This window comes from Thermomonas aquatica, assembly GCF_006337105.1.
GTDB lineage: Bacteria > Pseudomonadota > Gammaproteobacteria > Xanthomonadales > Xanthomonadaceae > Thermomonas > Thermomonas aquatica.
Genome location: NZ_CP040871.1, coordinates 1,781,049 through 1,803,584, shown reverse-complemented (window position 1 = coordinate 1,803,584; position 22,536 = coordinate 1,781,049). Strand labels below are relative to the sequence as shown.

Sequence of the window (22,536 nt, the reverse complement as noted above, 5' to 3'; positions counted from 1 at the left end):
CAACCGGAAATGCGTGTTCGGGAGCAAGCTCATGGCGAGCAGGCATCCGGCATGGATGGGGACGAGGGGGATGGCGGGCAAGCCGCGCGCATTGTGCCGGCCGCCGCTGGCGCGGGCAACGCGCCGGCGCGCTGCAGAACCTGCCGGAAGGCGCTGCGCAGGGCCGCATTGTCCGCATGCGCCGCGGCCGGGCGGGCCACGACCACGTAGGCGCCGTCGGCCAACTCGCCGCGCAGGTGGCGGAACGCGTCGCGCAGCACCCGCTTGATGCGGTTGCGGCCGATCGCATGCGGGTCGACCTTGCGCGAGACCGCCAGCCCCAGCCGCGGCGGCATGCCGTCATCGAGGCGGTGCAGTGCCAGCATCGGAGCCGCGGTGCGCTTGCCGGCCTCGAACACGCGGTCGAACTCGACCTTCGCGCGCACCCGCGCCGACGGCGGGAATCGCATGCGCGCGGACACGCCGATGCCGGCATCCTGGACGGACGCCGGCATCGAAGTTTGCGACTTGGAGCTCACGCGCGGATCCGGCGCCACGGCCGGACGCGGGTCAGACGGTCAGGCGGCTGCGGCCCTTCGCACGACGGCGCGCGAGGATCTTGCGGCCATCGGCGGTCGCCATGCGGGCACGGAAACCGTGATCGCGCTTGCGCTTCAAGTTGCTGGGTTGGTAGGTGCGCTTGGTCGCCATGGCTGGCCTGCGTATTTACGGCGGAAAAGATTCGGAAGCATAGCGGCTAAAGGATTTCCGGTCAAGCGCCCCCGTTGCGATGAAACATCCGGACGTCCGCCTCCGGCAATGATGGTCGCCTGTCGAGGGCGGTGATACGCTGCCGCGTCCCCGATGTTATCCACAGGCGGCCGGTCGGCGCCGGTGGCCCCGTCGATCGCGCCCGTCCGAGAGTATCCGCCTGCCATGGAAGTCTGGCCCCGCTGCCTGCAACGCCTCGAAGCCGAACTGCCGCTGGAGGATGTCCGCACCTGGCTGAAGCCGCTGCAGGCCGATCGTCGCGACCGCCAGCTGGTGCTGTATGCGCCGAACGCCTTCGTGATGGAGGAAGTGCGCAGCCATTACCTGCCGCGCATCCGCGAGCTGGCCGCGCATTTCGGCGAAGCCGAGGTCAGCCTGGACATCGGCACCCTGCGCCGGGTCGAGCCGGTCGCCGGCAGCACCGCCGCCGCCGCACGCCCGGCAAACCCGGCCGAGGCGTTCCAGGGCAATCTCGATACCCACTACACCTTCGACAATTTCGTCGAGGGCCGCAGCAACCAGCTCGGCCGCGCCGCCGCCTGGCAGGCCGCGCTCAAGCCCGGCGACCGCGCCCACAATCCATTGCTGCTGTACGGCGGCACCGGCCTCGGCAAGACCCACCTGATGTTCGCCGCCGGCAACCAGATGCGTGTCGCCAACCCGGCGGCCAGGGTCATGTACCTGCGTTCCGAGCAGTTCATGAACGCCTTCACCAAGGCCCTGTACGACAAGACCAGCGGCGGCATGGAGGCGTTCAAGCGCCAGTTCCAGGGCATCGACGCCCTGCTGATCGACGACATCCAGTTCTTCGCCGGCAAGGACCGTACCCAGGAGGAGTTCTTCCATACCTTCAACGCGCTGTTCGACGGCCGCCAGCAGATCATCCTGACCTGCGACCGCTACCCGCGCGAAGTGGAAGGCCTGGAGCCGCGGCTGAAATCGCGGCTGGGCTGGGGCCTGTCGGTGGCGATCGACCCGCCCGACTTCGAGACCCGCGCGCAGATCGTGCTGGCCAAGGCGCGCGAGCGCGGCACCGAGGTCCCGGCCGACGTCGCCCAGCTGATCGCCAAGAAGATGCGCAGCAACGTGCGCGAACTGGAGGGCGCGATCAACAAGCTGGTCGCCGAAGCCGGTTTCGCCGGCCGCGCGCTGAGCCTGGAATTCGCCCAGGAAACCCTGCGCGACCTGCTCCGCGCGCAGCAGCAGGCGATCAGCATCGCCAACATCCAGAAGGTCGTGGCAGACTACTACGGCCTGCAATTGAGGGAGATGCTGGGGAAGAAACGGACCCGCTCGCTGGCCCGTCCGCGGCAGATGGCGATGGCCCTGGCCAAGGAACTGACCGAACACAGCCTGCCGGAAATCGGCGATGCGTTCGATGGCCGCGACCACACCACCGTGCTGCATGCCTGCCGCCAGATCCGCCACCTGATGGAGAGCGACGGCAAGCTGCACGAGGACTGGGAGAAGCTGATCCGGAAGTTGAGCGAATGATGGGTTCCATCGTTTCCGCGCGACCAGGGGAACCACGGCAAAGCCGATCCGCAAACTCGGTGAATGACCACGGGACAAGCTGTGGATAACACCGCAAGCTGGATCGGCCGCCGCAGTTATCCACACGTTATCCGCAAGCTGCAGGACAGTTTTCCACGCGCTTTCATTTGAATAAAATCGTTTGAAAACAAGTATTTGAGTGTGTTTTCCCGCGTTTTCGGCGGCACTATCTCCACCAGGTTTTTAGATTTATCCATTTCTTCAAGAGCCGGACAGCACGCCCAGACCGGCCTCCACGCATCGGAACTTAGGGGTCAACATGCGGTTCTCCCTGCAACGCGAAGTCCTGCTGAAGCCGCTTGCGCAAGTGGTCAATGTCGTCGAGCGCCGGCAGACCTTGCCGGTCCTGGCCAACTTGCTGGTCAAGGTGCGCGATGGCCAGCTCTCGCTGACCGGCACCGATCTGGAAGTGGAGATGGTCGCGCGTACCGCGGTGGACGACGCCCAGGACGGCGAAACCACGATCCCGGCGCGCAAGCTGTTCGAAATCGTGCGGGCCCTGCCCGACGGCAGCAAGGTCACCATCAGCCAGACCGGCGACAAGGTCGGGGTGCAGGCCGGCCGCAGCCGCTTCAGCCTGGCCAGCCTCCCGGCCAACGATTTCCCCTCGGTGGACGAAGTCGAAGCCACCGAGCATGTTTCGGTGCCGGAGGCCTCTCTCAAGGAACTGATCGAACGCACCGCGTTCGCGATGGCCCAGCAGGACGTGCGCTATTACCTCAATGGCCTGCTGTTCGACCTGCGCGACGCCACCTTGCGTTGCGTCGCCACCGACGGCCACCGCCTGGCCCTGTGCGAGGCGGCGCTGGACGGCCCCAGCGGCAGCAAGCGCCAGATCATCGTCCCGCGCAAGGGCGTGCAGGAACTGCAGCGCCTGCTGGAAGGCGGCGATCGCACCCTGGAACTGGAACTCGGCCGCAACCACATCCGGGTCAAGCGCGACGATGTGACCTTCACCAGCAAGCTGATCGACGGCAAGTTCCCGGATTACGAAGCGGTGATCCCGATCGGCGCCGACCGCGAGGTCAAGATCGACCGCGAGGTACTGCGCGCCGCCCTGCAGCGCGCCTCGATCCTGTCCAACGAGAAGTACCGCGGCGTGCGCGTCGAGGTATCGCCGGGCCAGCTCAGGATCAGCGCGCACAACCCGGAGCAGGAAGAGGCGCAGGAAGAGGTCGAGGCCGACACCCATGTGGATGCGCTGGCGATCGGCTTCAACGTCAATTACCTGCTGGATGCACTCTCCGCATTGCGTGACGAGCATGTGGTCCTGCAATTGCGCGACGCCAACTCCTCCGCGCTGGTGCGTGGCGCCAGCAGCCTGCATGCCCGTCACGTGGTGATGCCGCTGCGGCTCTGACGGCGTTGCTGTTCCACGTGGAACATGAGGTCCAGCGCCCGGCTCCGGCCGGGCGTTGCCGTTTGGCGCGCGGCATCCCAGAATTCGCCCGATGATCGTCCAGCGCCTGCGCGTGCAATCGTTCCGTCGCTTCGCCGAGGCCGAGCTGGAACCCCGGCCCGGTTTCAACCTGGTGACCGGCGACAACGGCAGCGGCAAGACCAGCCTGCTGGAGGCCCTGCATCTGCTGGCGCACGGGCGCAGCTTCCGTGGCCGGGTGCGCGATGGCCTGGTCCGGCAGGGAGAGCAGGCGCTCAGCGTCTATGTCGAATGGCAGGCTGGTTCCGGCCCGGCGCATCGCGCGGGCTTGCGCCACTCGGGTGGCGACTGGGATGCCCGCCTCGATGGCGCCGCCGTCGGCCACCTGGGCGAGCTGTGCGAAGCGCTGGCGGTGGTCAGTTTCGAACCCGGCAGCCATGCCTTGATCGATGGATCCAGCGAAGGTCGGCGGCGTTACCTGGACTGGGGGCTGTTCCACGTGGAACGCGCGGATCGTGGCGGCGACTTCCTGCTGCAGTGGCGCCGGCACGCGCGCGCGTTGAAGCAGCGCAATGCCTTGCTGCGGCAGCGCCGGGTGGATGCGCAGCTGGACGCTTGGGAACACGAGCTGGCGCAGGCCGGTGAAGCCCTCTGTGCGCAGCGCGAGGCCCATGTCGCGCGGCTGCAGCCGCATCTCGAGGCGATGATCGCGGCCCTGCTGCCGGGGGCAGGCAGTGCGCGGCTGGAACTGCTGCCTGGCTGGCGACGCCAGGAGTTGTCGCTTGCGGATGCCCTGCTGTTGGCCCGCGACCGCGATCTGGTCCAAGGCCACACCTCGGTCGGACCGCATCGCGCCGACCTGCGCCTGGAATTGCGCGACTTGCCGGGGCGCGACGGCCTGTCGCGCGGGCAGGCCAAACTGGCCGCATTGGCCTTGTTGCTGGCGCAGGCGGCATACTTGGCCGGGCAGGACGGTCATTGGCCGGTGCTGCAGCTGGATGACCTGGCGTCCGAGCTCGATCGCCCTCATCAACGCCGCGTCCTGCAAGCCTTGCATGCCAGCGGTGCGCAGGTGTTCGTGACCGGAACCGAACCGCCGGCGGTCCTGCGGGAACTGGATCTGCCGGTGGCCATGTTCCACGTGGAACATGGGAGCGTGGCGCGGCTATGCGCCTAGGCGCGGGCGCCTGCAGGCGTCGATTGCTATACTCTGGGTTCCTATAGCTAATGTGTCTCGGCGCGCATCGACGCCTGTCTGCGTGCCGCGGGAGCCGAACGCGTCGATGTCGAACAACGAGTCCACCCCGGGCCAGGCGCCCGAATCCGCCGCTGCGAACAAGACCGCCGGCAACTACGACGCCAACAGCATCACCGCGCTGGAAGGCCTGGAAGCCGTCCGCAAGCGCCCGGGCATGTACATCGGCAACGTCAACGACGGTTCCGGCCTGCATCACATGGTGTTCGAGGTCGTCGACAACGGCGTGGACGAAGCCCTGGCCGGGCATGCCGATGCGGTGCGGGTGACCATCCACGACGATGGTTCGGTCTCGGTCTGGGACAACGGCCGCGGCATCCCGGTCGGCCGGCACGCCAAGGAAAGCGAGAAGCAGGGCCGCGACATCTCCGCTGCCGAGGTGGTGATGACCGTGCTGCACGCCGGCGGCAAGTTCGACGACAACAGTTACAAGGTGTCCGGCGGCCTGCACGGCGTCGGCGTGTCGGTGGTCAATGCGCTGTCGGAGAAGCTGTTGCTCGACATCTGGCGCGACGGCCACCACTACCAGCAGGAATACCGCCACGGCGAACCGGTGTATCCGCTCAAGCAGCTGGAGCCGTCGGACAAGCGCGGTACCGAGGTGCGCTTCTGGCCGTCGGCGGTGGCGTTCAACGACAACGTCGAATTCCACTACGACATCCTGGCCCGGCGCCTGCGCGAGCTGTCCTTCCTCAATTCGGGCGTCAAGATCGAGCTGATCGACGAGCGCCTGGATGGCAAGCACGACATCTTCCAGTACGAGGGCGGCATCCGCAGCTTCGTCGAGCACCTGGCCCAGCTGAAGACCCCGCTGCACCCCAATGTGATCTCAATCTCCGGCGAACAGGACGACATCGTCGTCGATTGTGCCGTCCAGTGGAGCGATTCCTACCAGGAAACGATGTACTGCTTCACCAACAACATCCCGCAGAAGGACGGCGGCACCCACCTGACCGGCTTCCGCGCCGCGCTGACCCGCACCCTGACCCGTTACATCGAGCAGAGCGGCATCGCCAAGCAGGCCAAGGTGGCGCTGTCGGGCGACGACATGCGCGAAGGCATGATCGCGGTGCTGTCGGTGAAGGTGCCGGATCCGGGCTTCTCCTCGCAGACCAAGGAAAAGCTGGTCACCGAGCCGGTGCGCGCGGTGGTGGATTCGGTGTTCGCCGCCAAGCTCGAGGAATTCCTGCAGGAAAACCCGAATGAGGCGAGGGCGATCGCCGGCAAGATCGTCGACGCCGCCCGCGCCCGCGAAGCCGCGCGCAAGGCCCGCGACCTGACCCGCCGCAAGGGCGCGCTGGATATCGCAGGGCTGCCTGGCAAGCTCGCCGACTGTCAGGAAAAGGATCCGGCGCTGTCGGAACTGTTCATCGTCGAGGGCGACTCGGCGGGCGGTTCGGCCAAGCAGGGCCGCAACCGCAAGACCCAGGCGATCCTGCCGCTGAAGGGCAAGATCCTCAACGTCGAGCGCGCGCGCTTCGACCGCATGCTGGCCAGTGCCGAAGTCGGCACCCTGATCACCGCCCTCGGTACCGGCATCGGCAAGGACGAGTACAACCCGGACAAGCTGCGCTACCACCGCATCATCCTGATGACCGACGCCGACGTCGACGGTTCGCACATCCGCACCCTGCTGCTGACCTTCTTCTACCGGCAGATGCCGGAGCTGATCGAGCGCGGCCACGTCTACATCGGCCTGCCGCCGCTGTACAAGATCAAGCAGGGCAAGAACGAGCTGTACCTGAAGGACGACGCGGCGCTGGATGCCTACCTGGCCAACAATGCGGTCGATGGTGCGCAACTGATTCCTGCCGCCGGCGAACCCGGGATCGAAGGCGCTGCGCTGGAATCCCTGTTGTTGGCCTTCGCCAATGCCCGCGCCGCGATCGCCCGCAACGCGCACCGCTTCGATCCGATCGTGCTGGAATCGCTGATCGACTTCACCCCGCTGGACGCGGCCTCGCTGGCCGAGCACACCGACGAGGCGCGCGAACTGGAAGCACTGGCGGCCAAGCTCAACCGCACCGGCCTGGGCAAGCCGCGTTACACGCTGCGGCTGCAGGCGGCGAACGAATCCCGCCACGCCGCGCTGTTGATCACCCGCCTGCACATGGGCGAGGAGCTGACCCAGGTATTGCCGCTGTCGATCTTCGAGCATGGCGAGCTGAAGCCCTTGCGCGAAGCCGCCGCTGTGCTGCACGGCCTGGTCCGCGACGGTGCGCAGATCGTGCGCGGCAATCGCGCCGCGCCGGTGGCGAGCTTCGCCGATGCGCAGGCGTGGTTGCTGGAGGAGGCCAAGAAGGGCCGCCAGATCCAGCGCTTCAAGGGCCTCGGCGAGATGAACCCGGAACAGCTGTGGGATACCACGGTGAACCCGGATACCCGCCGCCTGCTGCAGGTGCGGATCGAGGACGCGGTCGCCGCCGACGCGATCTTCAGCACCCTGATGGGCGACGTGGTGGAACCGCGCCGCGAGTTCATCGAGGACAATGCGCTGAAGGTGGCCAACCTCGACGTCTGAGCGCGCCGGCTTGCCGCAACGCAGCTTGACGCGGGCTTGAGGCGGGGCGCATTTAACATGCGCAATCCCCGTCAAGGAATGTCGCGATGAAAGCCAGGGCCCTGTTGCTGTGCATGGCGATTGCCGCCGCCGTATCCGCCTGCGCCACCACGACCTCGCCGACCGGGCGCACCCAGGTGGTGGGCGGCGTTTCCGAGGCGCAACTGGCGCAGCTGGGCGAACAGGCCTTCGCCCAGGTCAGGCAGCAGAAGCCGCAGTCGAAGGACAGCCGGCAAACCGCCTACGTGCGCTGCGTGGTGGCCAGCCTGGTCCGCCAGTTGCCGCCCGACTGGCAGCGGCTGAACTGGGAAGTCGCCCTGTTCGAGGATCCGGAAACCAACGCCTTCGCCCTGCCGGGCGGCAAGGTCGGCGTCTACACCGGCATCTTCAAGGTGGCGAAGAACCAGGACGAGCTGGCGGGGGTGGTTTCGCACGAGATCGGCCACGTGATCGCGCACCACCACAACGAACGCATCACCCGCCAGATGGGCGCAGCGGGGGCGCTGCAGATCCTGTCCGGGCTCGCCGGCGCCCGTTATGGCGAAGGCGTCGGCAACGCGGTGGCGCAGGGTGGGGGCATGGCGGCGCAGGCCGGCCTGCTGCTGCCGAATTCGCGCGTGCAGGAGTCCGAGGCCGATGTCGTCGGCCAGCAGTTGATGGCGAAGGCGGGCTACGACCCGCGCGGCGCCGTGGCGCTGTGGCAGAACATGGCCGCGGCCGGCGGCGCCAGGCCGCCGCAGTGGCTGTCCACCCATCCGGACCCGGCTTCGCGCCTGCGCGAACTGCAGGCCCGCGCCGATGGCTTGCTGCCGGCGATGGAGGCGTCGCGCAAGGCCGGCAACAGCCCGCGTTGCCAGTAGCTTAACGACAGGGGCCGGCATCGTTCCGGCACAGTTCAAGCGCCGCGCTTTCTGCTACGGTGCGACCCCCGCCAAGTGATGGCGGAACCGATTACAACGCTTCGAGGTGACTCCAATGACCCGCTTCGCTCATCGCCCCCTGTTCGTTGCCCTGGCTGGCGCCCTGGCCCTCGCCACGGTGGCGCCCGTCGCCCATGCGCAGCAGGACAAGGGAACACCCACCATGCGTGAACAGCGCGCCAAGCGGATGGCCGAGCTGGGCAAGGGCAAGGAAGAAGCGAAGCAGCCCGAGCAGAAGCCGGCGCAATATCCGAATGCGACCCGGGTTTCCCCGGATGCCAAGGCTAGCGGCAAGACCGTGAAGCAGCTGGAAGCGTTGCAGGATCTCTACGTGAAGCAGGACATGGCCGGCGTGATCGCCAAGGCCGAGCAGGTAGCGGCGTTGCCGGCTGCCGGCGCCTACGAGAAGTCCTTCGCCTATTCGATGGCGGGCAATGCCGCGGCAGACCTCGACGACCAGGTCAAGGCCGCGGATTATTTCAAGAAGGCAGTCGACGCCAACGGGCTGGACAACGACAGCCACTTCAACACCCTGTTCAACCTTGCGGTGATCCAGTTCGGCAATGAGAAATATGCCGATGCGCTGGCGACGATCGATCGCTTCCTGGCCGAAACCAAGTCGGAAGACCCGAAGCACGCCGCTTTCCGCGCCGGCATCCTTGCCAACCTTGGCCGCAACGAGGAAGCGGCGGTGATCTACAAGGACCTGGTCGCCAAGAACCCGGCCGACAAGCGCATCCTGATGAACGCGGTCGCCGCGCTGCAGGGCGCAGACAAGTTCGACCAGGCCAACGTGCTGCTCGAGGACGCCTACAAGCGCGGCATGCTGAGCGAAAGCCGGGAGTTGCGCGCGTTGTACGTCGGCTACATGAACGCACAGCGTTGGGACGATGCGAAGAAGGTGATCGAGGAGGGCTTGGGCAAGGGCATCCTGCAGGCAGGCCCCGACCTTGCGCGCGACTATCAGGTGCTGGCGCAGAACGCCTACGTCGACGACAAGATCGCGCTTGCCATCGAGCTGTACGGCAAGGCCGCCCCGATGGCCGCCGATGGCGAGGCTTACCTCAACCTGGCGAAAGTGCTGGAATACAGCGGCAAGAAAGCGGATGCCAAGGCCGCGGCGCAGAAGGCGCTGGACAAGGGCGTCAAGAAGCCGGACGAAGCGAAGAACATCCTTTCGCGTTGAGACGTACTGCCCGAAACACGTGTTGAAACGCCCTGTACCAAATCCCGGGCTTGGAACAAGCGCAGGGGATTGGTATAGACTACGAGGTTCCTGCGGCCCCCGGGCCGCATGTTGCCGCCCCGGCGCATCGCGTACGGGGCTTCCCACACCAGAGCCGTGCGCATGACGCAAGATCTCGCCCAAACCGAGAATAACGACGACCGCGAAGGCGGCTTGAGCTGGCCGCGCATCGCCGGCATCAGCTTCGCCCTCGCCCTGCACGCCGCGGCCCTGTTGCTGCTGTTGGCGCCGATTTCGCCACCCGCGCAGGAAACCGACGAAGAGGACGTGGTCAACGTCACCTTCATCGAACCGCCGCCGCCGCCGCCGCCACCGCCGCCGCCGCCGCCACCGACCGACAAGCCGCCGCCGCCGATCAAGACGCTGGCGCCGCCGACCAAGACCCCGTTGCCGCCGCCGCCGGACGAGCCGCCGGTGGTGCTGGACACCCCGCGCGCCGTCGACGTGCAGGCGCCGCCGCCGTCGCCGCCCGCTCCGCCGTCCTCGGTTCCGGACATGAGTTCGGGAGTCGATGCCTCCTCGCGTGCGATGAATCCGCCGAAGTACCCGCCGGAGGAACAGCGTCGCGGCATCCAGGGCCAGACCGTGTTGATCGTCAGCATCGACGCCTCGGGCGGCGTGCTCGACGTCGAGGTCGAAAGGTCCAGCGGCAACCGCAACCTCGATCGCGCCGCGGTCCAGGCAGCACGCCGCTGGAAGTTCAACCCGGAAGTGCGCGACGGCAAGAAGATCGCCAGCCGCGTGCGCGTCCCGGTCGACTTCACCTTGCGCGGATAATCGTTCGCTCCAATCGTTCCACCCGTTCGCTTTTGTTCCGCTTAATAAACCTCATCCACGACACCCAAAGGTAAGCGTATGTTGCAAGAAACGACTGCTGCCGCCCCTGCCGCCGCCGGAGGCAACAACGCCGCCGCGCTGCAGCAGATGGGCTTCGACCATCTGATCCAGAACTTCGACGTAGTCGGCTGGGCCGTGTTCATCACGCTCTCGGTCATGTCGGTGATGTCCTGGTACTGGATCATCATCAATTTCATCAAGAACATGCGCCTGCGTGGCCGTGGCGACAAGGTGATCGGCACGTTCTGGGAAACCCCGAACGCGCAGGACGCGATCCGCTACATGGAAGAGCAGCCGGCCTCCGAGCCGTTCTCCAAGATCGCCCTGGACGCCGCCCAGGCCGCCGCCCACCACCAGCGCCACGACGGTTCGCGCCTGGCCGAGTCGCTGAACCGCTCCGAGTTCGTCGACCGCGCCCTGCGCCAGGCCGTGACCCGCGAATCCTCGCGCCTCGAGAACGGCCTGACCGTGCTCGCGACCACCGGTTCGACCGCGCCGTTCGTCGGCCTGCTCGGCACCGTGTGGGGCATCTACCACGCGCTGATCAAGATCGGTTCGTCGGGCGACGCCTCGATCTCGGCGGTGGCGGGTCCGGTGGGCGAAGCCCTGATCATGACCGCGATCGGTCTGTTCGTGGCGATCCCGGCGGTGCTGGCGTACAACTTCTTCGTCCGCCTGAACCGCGTCACCAACAACCAGTTCGACACCTTCGCGCACGACCTGCACGACTTCTTCGCCACCGGCTCGCGCGTCGGCGAAGTGGCCGGCAAGCGCTGATCGCCCGAACAGCCTGACGGAGCATCACCATGGCCTTCAGTTCCGGTAACGACAGCGGCGGCCCGATGGCCGAGATCAACGTCACGCCCCTCGTGGACGTGATGTTGGTGCTGCTGATCATCTTCATGATCACCACTCCGCTGATGAACCATAAGGTCAAGGTGAAGCTGCCGGAGGCTGTGCTCGAAAAGAAGCCCGAAGACAAAGCCAAGATCCCGCCGATCACCATCTCGGTGACCGAGGCTGGCGCGCTCTTCCTCAACGACGAGCCGACCACCAAGCAGGCGATCGAAAGCCGGCTTTCGGTCGAGGCGCAGAAGACCCCGCAGCCGCCGGTGCAGATCCGCGGCGACAAGACCACGCCTTACCGCATGGTCAGCGAGATCGTGAAGATCGCGCAGCAGCAGGGCGTGGCCAAGGTCGGCTTCATCACCACCCCGCCGAAGAAAGGCTGAGGAGAACCGTCATGGCGTTTTCTAGCAATTCCGGTGGCGGTGCGATGGCCGACATCAACGTCACGCCGCTGGTGGACGTGATGCTGGTGCTGCTGATCATCTTCATGGTGACCATGCCGATCCAGTCGATCCCGGTCGATGTCGACCTGCCGCAGAAGACCGACAAGCCACCGGAGAATCCGAAGGATCCGCCGGAGCCGATCAGCCTGCGCATCGATGCGTCCGGCCAGGTGTTCTGGAACGATACCCCGACCCCGGTCGGCTCGCTCGAGAAGATGATGGCGACCGAGGTCGAGCGCGATCCGAGCAACCAGCCGGAACTGCAGATCGAAACCAACGACAGCGCCGAATACGGCATCCTGGCCAAGGTGCTGGTTGCCGCCAAGAACGCGGAAATGGTCAAGATCGGCTTCGTCCAGAACTGATAACCAACTATCCGGCTCCGGATTCCGGAGCCCGTCGTGGATGACGGCGCCGCCCCGCAAGGGCGGCGTTTTTTTTTGCGCGCGGTCTGCGTCGCCGGCGCCAGGCGCTTGACGGCGCGCGTCGACGGGCGCAGCGTGAAGGCGGGCATCGGGCCCGCACAGGAGGTCGCATGGCTGCTTCCGTCTTCTCCGCACCCCGCCAGGCGCAGGGCGCCATCGCCGGGATCAACATCACCCCGCTGGTCGACGTCATGCTCGTGCTGCTGGTGATCTTCATGGTCACCATGCCCATCCGCAGCGCTGCGCTGACACTCGACTTGCCGCGCGCTACCCCGGAACGCCCGCTTCCCAGGCCGGAGCCGGTGGTCGTCCAGGTCCAGGCCGACGGCAGCGTCCTGCTCGATGGCGTGCGGGTCGAACTGCCGGCGCTGGCGGCCGAACTGCGTGCCCAGCATGCGCAGGCGCCGCAGGCGACGCTGTCCCTGGACAGCAATGGCGATGCCGAATACCGCGCGTTCGCGGTGGCCCTGGCCGCCGCGCGCAATGCCGGTTACCGCGACATCGCGATCAGGCGTTGAACTTCAATCGCGCGCCGCCGCATCCACGATGCGGCGGTAGCCGCGTACCGTCGCCTCGAGGCCGGCGTACAGGGCTTCGCCGATCAGGGCGTGGCCGATCGACACTTCGCGCACGTCCGGCACCCTGCGCAGGAAGCCGGCAAGGTTGGCCTGGTTGAGGTCGTGGCCGGCGTTCACCGCGAGCCCCGCGGCTTGCGCGCGGCGGGCGGTCTCGCCGGCCGCCGCAAGCGCGGATTCGGGATCGCCGGCGGCGAAGGCCTCGGCATAGGGCCCGGTATATAGCTCGACTCGGTCCGCGCCGCATGCCGCCGCCCGCGCGACTTCGGGGTCGCCGACATCGACGAACACGCTGACCCGGCAGCCCAGCGCCTTGAAGGCCGCGACCAACGGCAGCAGCGCCGCGCCATCGCGGACGAAGTCGAACCCGTGGTCGGAGGTCAGTTGGCCGTCGCCGTCCGGGACCAGGGTGACCTGGGCCGGCCGTGCCGCATCGCAGAGCGCCAGCAGGCCCGGATAGCCGGGCCGGGGCGGGGCGAACGGGTTGCCTTCGATGTTGAACTCGACCGCGCGCGCCCGGCACAGCGCCGCCAGCGCATGCACGTCGTCTTCGCGGATATGCCGCGCATCCGGACGCGGGTGCACGGTCAGGCCGTGCGCGCCGGCATCCAGGCAGGCGATGCCCGCGCGCACCACGTCGGGTTCGCCGCCGCCGCGCGAATTGCGCAGCACGGCGATCTTGTTGAGGTTGACGCTGAGCGCGGTGCTCAAGGCGCCGGCGGGTCGGGGTTGCCCGCCGCGGCCTTGCGCGCCTCGGCCTGCTCGCGCAGCCGGCGCAGTTCGGCGGGATCGATCATCGCGCTGGGGTCGCGGCTGCGACCGGCCATGCGTGCCGCGTACAGCCCGGCCAGCCACAGCAGCAGCAGCGCCAGCGCGGCCAGCATGCACAGCACCATCAGTCCGCTGGAGGTGGTCTTCAACGCGAACAGGACCGCGGCGAAGGCGAGCAGGAGGTACAGCCAGTGCATGCGGACGGCTCCGACGGGACTGGCGGAAGTGTACGCCGGCACCGGCCGGCGCGGCACGCAGCGCTACAGCAGCGGCGCCAGCAGGCGCGCGAACGCCTCCGGCAGGCGCGCCCGCAACAGCGAGCGGTCGCGGTCGTCGCGCACCCGCGGCGCATGGGCGAATTCGCCCTCGATCAACTTCGCCAGGTCGCCGGCCACCCCGGCATCGCGGAACAGCAGGCAGACCTCGAAGTTGAGGCGGAAGCTGCGCGAATCGAAATTGGCGCTGCCGATCAGGGCCATGTCGTCGTCGACCAGCAGGGCCTTGGTGTGCAGCATCCGCGGGCCGTATTCGTAGACCTTGACCCCGGCCGCGAGCAGGGTGTCGAAGTACGAGCGCGCGGCGTAGGTGACCAGCTTGCTGTCGCTCTGCTTGGGCACCAGCAGGCGCACGTCGAGGCCGCCGAACGCGGCCGAGGTCAGCGCCATCATCGCCGCTTCGCCGGGCACGAAATACGGCGTGACCAGCCAGGCCCGCCGCTTCGCCGAATGGATCGCGCCGACGTGCAGGCGGTGGATCGCTTCCCAGTCGGAATCCGGGCCGGAGGTGAGCACCTGCGCCGGGATCGGGCCATGCGCCGGCGCCGGCATCGCCCGCGCCACCCCGCCGATGAAGTCGCGGTTGCCGGTGGCATAGGCCCAGTCCTCGACGAACACCAGCTGCAAGGCGCGCACCGCGTCGCCCTCGATCCGCAGGTGCAGGTCGCGGTAGGCGTCCTCGCGCAGGCGGTCGTTCTCGTCGTCGGTGATGTTGATGCCGCCGGCGAAGCCGATGCGGCCGTCGATCACCACGATCTTGCGGTGGGTGCGCAGGTTCAGCCACGGGCGTTCCCAGACGCGGCCGAAACGCATCGGGTGGAACCAGGCCAGCTCGCCGCCGGCCGCCAGCAGCTCGGCGAAGAACTTGCCGGGCATCTTCGAGCTGCCCACCGCATCCAGCAGCAGGCGCACCGTCACCCCGGCGCGCGCGCGTTCCAGCAGCGCGTCGCGCAACGCGGCGCCGCTGCGATCCGGGGTGTAGATGTAGTACTCGAGGTGGATGTGGTCGGTCGCGGCGGCGACCGCCTCGAGCAGGGCGTCGTAGGTCGCCGCGCCATCCACCAGCAGGTCGACGCGTTGCGCGGTGCTCGGCGGCAGGCCGGTGGTGGCCTGCCCCAGCCGCGCCAGTTCGCGCGCGTCCTCGTCGCCGGCGGGCATCTCGCCGGGCATGCCGACCCGCGCGCGCGAACGCCGCAGGCGATGCCTGCGGATCTTCTGCGGGCCGAGCAGGTAGTAGATGAAGAAGCCGATGTAGGGCAGGGCGGCCAGGCTCACCAGCCAGCTGATCGTCGCCACCGGTTCGCGCTTCTGCAGCACGATGTAGATGCCCAGGCCGAACAGGTAGGCGATCCAGCCGACCGTGAGGTACGGGCGGATGTGCGGGATCGCCCAGAACGCGGCCCACGCGTGTTGCAGGAAATCGTACATCCGGGCTCCGTCGTCGCGTTCGCTGCGACCACGGAAGAGTAGGGTGTGGCGATGGAAATGTCGCGTGATGGCACGCCCGAGGATGCGCGCAAGGCCGAGGCGCCGATCAAGGGCCGCGGCGCGGCCTCGCGGGTGGCCGGGCGCTTCGAGGCGCGCGCGCTGCGCGGCGAGGACGACGGCTGGGGATCGGTGTACGAGGACCTGGCCGAGGCGCCGAAACCGCGCACCACGGTCGCCGTCGAACGCGCGCGCAGCATCATCAGCCGCAACCAGTCGCCGGACATCGCCTTCAGCCAGTCTGTCAATCCGTACCGAGGTTGCGAGCATGGCTGCGTGTACTGCTTCGCACGGCCCTCGCATGCCTACCTCGATCTCTCGCCCGGGCTGGATTTCGAGACGAAGTTGTTCGCGAAGACGAACGCCGCGGAACGGTTGCGCGCCGAGCTGGCGAAACCCGGCTACGTGCCGGCGCCGATCGCGCTCGGCATCAATACCGACGGCTGGCAGCCGATCGAGCGCGACCACGGCATCAGCCGTGCCTGCCTCGAAGTGCTGCTGGAGACCAAACATCCATTGAGCATCGTCACCAAGGGCAGCGCGATCGTCCGCGACCTCGACCTGCTGGCGCAGCTGGCGCAACACGGCTTGGTCAGCGTGTTCGTCTCGGTGACCACGCTCGACAATGCGCTGTCGGCGAAGCTGGAACCGCGCGCGGCGGCGCCGCACATGCGCTTGAAGATGATCGCGGGCTTGCGCGCGGCCGGGGTGCCGGTGGGCGTGCTGGTGGCGCCGGTGATCCCGATGATCACCGACAAGCACCTCGAGCACATCCTCGAAGCCGCGCACCAGGCCGGCGCGCAGGCCGCAGGCTACGTGCTGCTGAGGCTGCCGCACGAACTGAAGGACATCTGGCGGGAATGGCTGCGCCTGCACTATCCCGAGCGCGCCGGACACGTGATGAGCCTGGTCCGGCAGATGCGCGGCGGCAAGGATTACGACAGCGCGTTCGGCAGCCGCATGCGCGGGCAGGGCCCGTTCGCTGAGCTCATCGCCATGCGTTTCGCCAAGACCCGCAAGCGGCTCGGCTTCGGCGCGCTGCCGGCGCTGCGCAGCGACCTGTTCGTCGCGCCGCGCAAACCCACGCCGCAGGGCGAGCTGTTCTGAGCGAAGCGCGGCGCGCGCGCGGTCAGTATTCGGGCAGCGGGATCCGTTCCTGGTCGTCGCCGGGAATCAGGCCGAACGCACCGCTGCCCCAATCGGCCTTGGCCTGCTCGATCCGTTCCCTCGACGAGGACACGAAGTTCCACCACAGGTGGCGCGGGCCATCCAGCGGTTCGCCGCCGAACAGCATCGCCTTGACCGGCGTCTTCGCCCGCAGCAGGTGGCGCGCGCCGCGGTCCAGCACCAGCAGGTGCTTTTCCGGGATATCGGCGCCGTCGAGTTGCGCATCGCCCTCCAGCACGTAGAGCGCGCGCTCCACCGCTTCCGCTTCGATCGCCAGTTCCGCGTCGGGCACGAGATCCAGCGCGACGTTGAAGGTGTCGGCAAACACCCGCACCGGCGATTCCATGCCGAAGCCGCGCCCGGCGATCACCCGCAGGCGCGCGCCCGCGTGCTCGCGCGCCGGCAGCGTCGATGCCGGATGATGGTGGAACGAGGGCGCGACCTCCTCGTCCGGCTTCGGCAACGCGACCCAGGTCTGCATGCCGTGGATGGCGTGGCCGGACGCGCGCGGATCCGGCGGCGTGCGCTCGGAATGGGCGATGCCGCGGCCGGCGGTCATCCAGTTCACGTCGCCGGGCAGCACGTCCTGCACGCTGCCGAGGGTGTCGCGGTGGCGCAGCGCGCCGGCCCACAGGTAGGTGACGGTGGCCAGGCCGATGTGCGGATGCGGGCGCACGTCGATGCCGCGGCCGGGTTCGAACAGCGCCGGACCCATGTGGTCGACGAACACGAACGGGCCGACGCTGCGTGCCTGCAGGCTGGGCACCGCGCGCCGCACCTGGAAACCGCCCAGGTCGTGCACCCGTGGCCCGATCAGGGTCGTCATCGCAGTCTCCTTTCCATCTCAGCCGAAGTGCGGCAGCAACTGCCCGCCCAACCACAACCACCGCGCCATCCATGCGCTGACCAGCGCGATCAGCACGGTCAGCGGCAGGCCGATGCGCAGGAAATCGCCGAAGCGGTATTGCCCGGGGCCCAGGATCAGCAGGTTGCCATGGTGGCCGATGGGGGTGAGGAAGGCGACCACCGCGCCGAGTGCGGTGCACACCACGAACGGCGTCGGCGGCAGGTCGAGCACCTGCGCCAGCGCGATCGCGACCGGCCCGAGCAAGGCGGTGGTCGCGGCATCGCTCATCACCTGGGTCAGCAGCGCGGCGACCGCGAACATCACCAGCAGGATCGCCAGCGGCGGCCATCCCGCGACCAGGTGCGAAAGCCCTTGCGCGAGCAGGCCGGCGGTGCCGGTCTGTTCCATCGCGATGCCGAGCGGGATCACCCCGGCGATCATCACGAAGATGCGCACGTCGATCTCGCGATAGGCCTGGTTGATGTCCACGCAGCGGGTGGCGACCATCGCCACCGCGCCGAGCAGGAAGGCCAGCGGCGCCGGCAGCCATTCGGTGGCGGCGGCGAGGATGGTCAGGCCGAGGATCGCCAGCGCCAGCGGTGCGCGCAGCCGGCGCTTGGCTTCGCCGGCGAACGGCGCCAGCAGCAGGAAGCCGTGGTGGGTGGCCAATTCGGCGAAGCGGTTGGCGCGGCCCCACAGCACCAGCAGGTCGCCTTCGCGCAGGCGGGCGTCGGACAGCCGCTCGGCCACCGGCCCGCTGCGTCGCCACAGGCCCACGATCACCGCGTGGAACTGCCGCGAGAAATCCAGTTCGCGGATGCTGCGGCCGATGAACTCCGACCCCGGCGCGACCACGGTCTGCACCAGTTGCAGCTTGCCTTCGCCGTCGAGCGAGTCGCCGTAACGGGCGATCGCGTTGAGGTCCAGGCCGGAGTCGTCGTGCAAGGACATCAATTCGTCGGCGCCGGCCTCCACCAGCAGGATGTCGCCGGCCAGCAGCGGGCTGGCGGCGGTGAGGTCGTCGCGGCGCTGACCGTCGCGCAACCAGCCATGGACCGACACCGACTTGCCCATCGCCTTGTGCATGTCGGCCAGGCTGCGCGTGGCCCATTGCCCGCCCGGCACCACCAGCAGTTCGGTGCGGTAGCGCCCCAGCCGCAGATAGTCGTCCTCGCCGCCCTCGCCGCTGCGCTTGGGCAGCAGCCAGCGGGTCAACAGCATGTAGACGGTGCCGACCACGACCAGCGCGATGCCGATCGGGGTGATCGAGAAGATCCCGAGCCCCTCGGCGCCGGCGCGCTGCAACTGGTCGTTGGCCAGCAGGAAGGCCGGTGCGCTGACCAGGGTCAGGGTGGTGCCGAGCGAGGCCGCCAGCGACATCGGCATCAGCAGCCGCGACGCCGGCATGTGGCGGTCGCGCGCGTGCCGCAGCAACAGCGGCAACATCATCGCGGTGACCATCACGTGGTGGGTGAACGCGGCCAGCAGCGCCACCACCGGCATCACCACCGCGATCGTGCGCCATTCGTGGCGTCCGCCGGCGCGGCCGATCCAGGCGCCGATGTGCTCGCTGATGCCGGTCGCGGCCAGCGCGCCGGAGATCACGAACACCGCCGCCACGATGATCGCCGGTTCGCTGGCGAAGCCCGACAAGGCCTGCTTGCTGTCCAGCACGCCGGTCAGCACCAGCGCGAGCAGGATCAGCATGGCGGTGACGTCGACCCGCAGTTTCTCGCTGATGAACAGGTACAGCCCGCCGGCCAGGACCAGGCCGAAGGCGAGTTGCGAAAAGACGTGGGGATCCATTGCCATTGCCTGCATTGTGCCCGCGCGCACGGATGCGCGCGCGCACCCACGACCATGTGCACATGCGCTTTACGCCGCGATTGCTTAGATTGCATGCACCAGGACGACAATCGCCGATGCCCCCGCAGCAGGCCGCCACCCAGGACGAAGCGCGTTTCCGCCTGGCCATGGCATCGGCCGGGATCGGCATGGCCATCGTCTCCCTGCAGGGCGAATGGGTGGACGTGAACCCGGCGCTGTGCCGGATGTTCGGCTATGGCGAAGGCGAATTGATCGGCCGGCGCGTGCATGCGATCAGCCATCCCGACGACCTGCCGTTGACGGCCCAGCTGTTCGAGCGCCTGCATTCCGGCGAAGCGGATGCGCTGGATGCCGAGAAACGCTACATCCGCAAGGACGGCAGCACCATCGACGTGCTGCTGAACACCGCGCTGATGCGCGGTGCCGGCGGCGCACCCTTGTATTTCATCTCCCAGTTCCGCGACGTCACCGCGCAGCGCGCGGCCGAACGCGCGCTGCGCGAATTGAACGAGACCCTGGAGCAGCGCGTGCGCGAGCGCACCGCCGAGGTGGAGGCGGCGCACCGCCGCCTGGAGGCGTTCACCCACGGCGTGTCGCACGACCTGCGCGCGCCGCTGCGCGCGATCGACGGCTTCGCCGCGCAGCTGGATCGGCAGGCCGGCGCGGCGCTGGATGCGCAAGCGCGCGGACAGCTGTCGCGGATCCGCAATGCGAGCGCGCGCATGGGCGCGCTGATCGACAGCCTGCTCGAACTGGCGCGGATCGGCCGCGCCGAATTGCGGCCGGCGAACGTCGATGTCAGCCTGTTGGCGGAATGGGTCGCGGCCGAACTGCAGGATGCGCAACCGCAGCGGCCCGCGCGGGTGCGCGTCCAGCCGGGGCTGGACGCGATCGGCGACGAACGCCTGCTCAAGGCCTTGCTGACCCAGTTGCTGCGCAACGCCTGGCAATTCTCGGCCGCGTGCGAACGGGTCGAGATCGACGTCGAGGGCATGCGCGACGCGGATGGCCTGCATTTCGTCGTGCGCGACCGCGGCATCGGCTTCGACATGGCCTATGCCGGCAAGCTGTTCGAACCGTTCCAGCGCCTGCATGGCAGCGAGCAGGGCGCCGGCCACGGCATCGGCCTGACCATCGCCCAGCAGGCGGCGGCGCGGCATGGCGGTACGATTCGCGCGGAAGCCGGGCCGGGTCCGGGCGCCAGCTTCCACGTGGCGCTGCGCGACCTGGCGTTGCCCGCGCAGGAACGCGCACGAGACAACACGGAGACACGCGCGGCATGAACGGCAAGCTCGCTCCCGACAAGGAAATCCTGCTGGTCGAGGACAATCCGGACGATGCGGAACTGACCCGGATCGCCTTCGCCGAGACTGGCGGCGACTATCGGTTGCGGGTGGTCAGCGATGGCGCCGAGGCGCTGTCCTACCTGTATGCCTGCGCGCCGGCGGAATTGCCGGCGCTGGTCCTGCTCGACCTCAACCTGCCCAAGCTCGATGGCCGCGAAGTGCTGCAGGCGATCCGCGCCGAACCCGCGACGCGCAGCCTGCCGGTGGTGGTGCTGACCACCAGCGCCGAACCCTTCGACGTCGACAAGGTGTACGCACTGGGCGCCAACAGCTACATCCAGAAGCCGGTGGAGTTCGAGCGCTTCGTCGAGGTGGTGCGGCAGATCGGCCTGTACTGGCTGGCGTTGAACCAGCCGCCGACCACACCCTGAGCCCGGCTCAGGCCGCGTCGTGCCCGGCGTGGTAGCGCACCGCGGTTTCCACTTCCGCCTTCGAACCCATGAACACCGGCACCCGCATGTGCAGGCCGGTGGGCTGCACGTCGAGCATGCGCTGGCGGCCGGTGCTGGCGGCGCCGCCGGCCTGTTCGACCAGGAAGCTCATCGGGTTGGCCTCGTACATCAGCCGCAGCTTGCCGCCCTTGGGCGCGCACTTGCTGTCCAGCGGATAGCTGAAGATGCCGCCGCGGGTGAGGATGCGGTGCACGTCGGCGACCATGCTGGCCACCCAGCGCATGTTGAAGTCCTTGCCGCGCGGGCCGTCCTTGCCGGCCAGCATGTCGCCGACATAGGCCTGCATCGGCGCTTCCCAGAAGCGCTGGTTGGAGACGTTGACCGCGAATTCCCTGGTCTCTTCCGGGATCTTCATGCCGCGCGTGGTCAGCACGAACGAACCGACCTCGCGGTCGAGGGTGAAGGCGTGGGTGCCGTGGCCGACAGTCAGCACCAGCATCGTGCTGGGCCCGTAGGTGCAGTAGCCAGCGGCGACCTGGGCGGTGCCCGGTTGCAGGAAATGCTCGTCGCCCGGGTTGTCCACGCCGTCCGGGCAGCGCAGCACCGAGAAGATGGTGCCCACCGAGATGTTGACGTCGATGTTCGATGAGCCGTCGAGGGGATCGAACAGCAGCAGGTAGTTGCCGCGCGGGTACTTGTCCGGGATCGGATGCGAGGTGTCCATTTCCTCGGAGGCGAGGCCGGCCAGGTGGCCGCCCCAGGCATTGGCTTCCAGCAGGATCTCGTTGCTGAGCACGTCCAGCTTCTTCTGCGCCTCGCCCTGCACGTTGATGCTGGCTTCGCCGTTCGCGCCGGCATCGCCGAGCACGCCGCCCAGCGCGCCCTTGCCGACCGCGATCGAGATGCTCTTGCAGGCGCGCGCGACGACTTCCACCAGCAGGCGCAGGTCGGGGCTGATGCGGCCGGCGCGCTGTTCCTCGATCAGGAAGCGGGTCAGCGAGATATTGGTGGACGACATGGGCAGTCAGGCGGGCGGCGGTGGGAGGCGCTATTGTCGCCGAAGCCCGCCACCCGGAGGAAAACCCGCATGCCACGGATGCTGCCCATGCTGTTGCTCGCGGCCTTGCCGCTGTCCGCCTGCGCGCCGGCGACGAATGCGCCGCCGACAGAACCCGCGGTCGCACCGAATCCCGCCGCGGTATCGACGCCAGCGCCGACCGCGTCCGCGCCCGCCGAAACCGCTGCGTCAGCGAATCCCGCGCCGGTGCCGCAAGCGGCATCCGACGCCGCCAGCATCCGCGGCGCGATCCGCGACGGCAACCGCCCGCCGCCGGCGCTGCGCATCTGCGCTCACCCCGTCGATGGCGGCGCGCCTACCTGCACCGATTCGCCGGCCGGCGCCACCGAGTACCGGATCGCTGTCGCCCCGGGCCGCTATTTCCTGATGGGCTGGGTGCAGGCCGGCGCGCTCAAGCTGATCGCGCACGCCGAGCAGATCCGCTGCATCCGCGCGCCATGCCCGCCGGACCAGCTGATCGAGGTCGAAGTGGCCGCCGGCGAAGAAAAAACCGGTATCGACCTGGGCGGCGGCTACGTGGACGTGCCCCCCGGCTGGCCGGCGAAACCCTGACCCG

At 68.3% G+C, this 22,536-nt stretch carries 23 protein-coding genes; 15 read left to right on the top strand and 8 right to left on the bottom strand.

The window, feature by feature from the left end; genetic code table 11:
* Positions 1-29: 29 nt before the first annotated feature.
* Entirely contained in the window at positions 30-494 is a 465-nt protein-coding gene (gene rnpA, locus FHQ07_RS08590; RefSeq protein ID WP_240703452.1) for a ribonuclease P protein component, read from the bottom strand.
* A gap of 55 nt (positions 495-549) precedes the next feature.
* Entirely contained in the window at positions 550-690 is a 141-nt protein-coding gene (gene rpmH, locus FHQ07_RS08585; RefSeq protein ID WP_139716416.1) for a 50S ribosomal protein L34, read from the bottom strand.
* Between the two features lie 225 nt (positions 691-915).
* Here rpmH and dnaA point away from each other — a divergent pair, with 225 nt between their 5' ends.
* The 11 genes from dnaA to FHQ07_RS08530 all read left to right on the top strand — a co-directional run bounded on the left by dnaA (position 916) and on the right by FHQ07_RS08530 (position 12,735).
* Positions 916-2,244: a chromosomal replication initiator protein DnaA gene (gene dnaA / locus FHQ07_RS08580; RefSeq protein ID WP_139716415.1), complete on the top strand. Its 1,329-nt coding sequence runs from the start codon at positions 916-918 to the stop codon at positions 2,242-2,244.
* A 319-nt stretch (positions 2,245-2,563) separates the two neighbouring features.
* Positions 2,564-3,664: a DNA polymerase III subunit beta gene (gene dnaN / locus FHQ07_RS08575; protein WP_139716414.1), complete on the top strand. Its 1,101-nt coding sequence runs from the start codon at positions 2,564-2,566 to the stop codon at positions 3,662-3,664.
* A 91-nt stretch (positions 3,665-3,755) separates the two neighbouring features.
* Positions 3,756-4,859 carry a DNA replication/repair protein RecF gene (gene recF, locus FHQ07_RS08570; protein WP_139716413.1) on the top strand — a complete coding sequence of 368 codons (1,104 nt, stop codon included), beginning with the start codon at positions 3,756-3,758 and terminating at the stop codon, positions 4,857-4,859.
* Between the two features lie 106 nt (positions 4,860-4,965).
* On the top strand, positions 4,966-7,458 hold the full coding sequence (gyrB, locus tag FHQ07_RS08565) for a DNA topoisomerase (ATP-hydrolyzing) subunit B (protein ID WP_139716412.1): 2,493 nt from the start codon (positions 4,966-4,968) through the stop codon (positions 7,456-7,458).
* An 86-nt stretch (positions 7,459-7,544) separates the two neighbouring features.
* Positions 7,545-8,357, top strand: coding sequence for a M48 family metallopeptidase (locus tag FHQ07_RS08560; RefSeq protein WP_139716411.1), 813 nt, complete (start codon positions 7,545-7,547; stop codon positions 8,355-8,357).
* Between the two features lie 115 nt (positions 8,358-8,472).
* Positions 8,473-9,603 (top strand): tetratricopeptide repeat protein, encoded by a 1,131-nt coding sequence (locus FHQ07_RS08555; protein WP_139716410.1) that lies wholly within the window; start codon positions 8,473-8,475, stop codon positions 9,601-9,603.
* Between the two features lie 162 nt (positions 9,604-9,765).
* A complete protein-coding gene (locus FHQ07_RS08550) occupies positions 9,766-10,440 on the top strand; it encodes an energy transducer TonB (RefSeq protein ID WP_139717970.1) in 675 nt (224 codons plus the stop codon).
* A 78-nt stretch (positions 10,441-10,518) separates the two neighbouring features.
* A complete protein-coding gene (locus FHQ07_RS08545; protein WP_139716409.1) occupies positions 10,519-11,277 on the top strand; it encodes a MotA/TolQ/ExbB proton channel family protein in 759 nt (252 codons plus the stop codon).
* A gap of 29 nt (positions 11,278-11,306) precedes the next feature.
* Entirely contained in the window at positions 11,307-11,732 is a 426-nt protein-coding gene (locus tag FHQ07_RS08540; RefSeq protein ID WP_139716408.1) for an ExbD/TolR family protein, read from the top strand.
* 11 nt (positions 11,733-11,743) lie between these two features.
* Entirely contained in the window at positions 11,744-12,157 is a 414-nt protein-coding gene (locus FHQ07_RS08535; RefSeq protein WP_139716407.1) for an ExbD/TolR family protein, read from the top strand.
* Between the two features lie 170 nt (positions 12,158-12,327).
* The gene (locus tag FHQ07_RS08530; RefSeq protein WP_139716406.1) at positions 12,328-12,735 is read left to right on the top strand and encodes an ExbD/TolR family protein; all 408 of its coding nucleotides are present in this window, start codon (positions 12,328-12,330) and stop codon (positions 12,733-12,735) included.
* 3 nt (positions 12,736-12,738) lie between these two features.
* On the opposite strand, the gene FHQ07_RS08525 is transcribed toward FHQ07_RS08530, so the two are convergent.
* The 3 genes from FHQ07_RS08525 to cls form a co-directional block, all read right to left on the bottom strand.
* Positions 12,739-13,503 (bottom strand): pyridoxine 5'-phosphate synthase, encoded by a 765-nt coding sequence (locus FHQ07_RS08525; protein WP_139716405.1) that lies wholly within the window; start codon positions 13,501-13,503, stop codon positions 12,739-12,741.
* Positions 13,500-13,760, bottom strand: coding sequence for a hypothetical protein (locus tag FHQ07_RS08520; RefSeq protein WP_139716404.1), 261 nt, complete (start codon positions 13,758-13,760; stop codon positions 13,500-13,502). Before FHQ07_RS08520 ends, FHQ07_RS08525 begins: the two co-directional genes overlap by 4 nt.
* A 63-nt stretch (positions 13,761-13,823) precedes the next feature.
* The gene (gene cls, locus FHQ07_RS08515) at positions 13,824-15,266 is read right to left on the bottom strand and encodes a cardiolipin synthase (RefSeq protein WP_139716403.1); all 1,443 of its coding nucleotides are present in this window, start codon (positions 15,264-15,266) and stop codon (positions 13,824-13,826) included.
* A gap of 51 nt (positions 15,267-15,317) precedes the next feature.
* Between cls and FHQ07_RS08510 the strand changes: the two genes are divergently transcribed.
* Positions 15,318-16,430 (top strand): PA0069 family radical SAM protein, encoded by a 1,113-nt coding sequence (locus FHQ07_RS08510; RefSeq protein ID WP_206202308.1) that lies wholly within the window; start codon positions 15,318-15,320, stop codon positions 16,428-16,430.
* Between the two features lie 22 nt (positions 16,431-16,452).
* On the opposite strand, the gene FHQ07_RS08505 is transcribed toward FHQ07_RS08510, so the two are convergent.
* On the bottom strand, positions 16,453-17,316 hold the full coding sequence (locus FHQ07_RS08505) for a pirin family protein (RefSeq protein WP_139716402.1): 864 nt from the start codon (positions 17,314-17,316) through the stop codon (positions 16,453-16,455).
* A gap of 18 nt (positions 17,317-17,334) precedes the next feature.
* Positions 17,335-19,149: an SLC13 family permease gene (locus FHQ07_RS08500; protein WP_240703451.1), complete on the bottom strand. Its 1,815-nt coding sequence runs from the start codon at positions 19,147-19,149 to the stop codon at positions 17,335-17,337.
* Between the two features lie 110 nt (positions 19,150-19,259).
* On the opposite strand from FHQ07_RS08500, the gene FHQ07_RS08495 reads away from it, so the two are divergent.
* Both FHQ07_RS08495 and FHQ07_RS08490 read left to right on the top strand, forming a co-directional pair.
* Positions 19,260-20,447 (top strand): sensor histidine kinase, encoded by a 1,188-nt coding sequence (locus FHQ07_RS08495; RefSeq protein WP_168191520.1) that lies wholly within the window; start codon positions 19,260-19,262, stop codon positions 20,445-20,447.
* Positions 20,444-20,881 (top strand): response regulator, encoded by a 438-nt coding sequence (locus FHQ07_RS08490; RefSeq protein ID WP_139716400.1) that lies wholly within the window; start codon positions 20,444-20,446, stop codon positions 20,879-20,881. Before FHQ07_RS08495 ends, FHQ07_RS08490 begins: the two co-directional genes overlap by 4 nt.
* Before the next feature lie 7 nt (positions 20,882-20,888).
* On the opposite strand, the gene FHQ07_RS08485 is transcribed toward FHQ07_RS08490, so the two are convergent.
* Positions 20,889-21,920 (bottom strand): class 1 fructose-bisphosphatase, encoded by a 1,032-nt coding sequence (locus tag FHQ07_RS08485; protein WP_139716399.1) that lies wholly within the window; start codon positions 21,918-21,920, stop codon positions 20,889-20,891.
* An 87-nt stretch (positions 21,921-22,007) separates the two neighbouring features.
* Here FHQ07_RS08485 and FHQ07_RS08480 point away from each other — a divergent pair, with 87 nt between their 5' ends.
* The gene (locus tag FHQ07_RS08480; RefSeq protein WP_139716398.1) at positions 22,008-22,532 is read left to right on the top strand and encodes a hypothetical protein; all 525 of its coding nucleotides are present in this window, start codon (positions 22,008-22,010) and stop codon (positions 22,530-22,532) included.
* Positions 22,533-22,536: the final 4 nt, after the last annotated feature.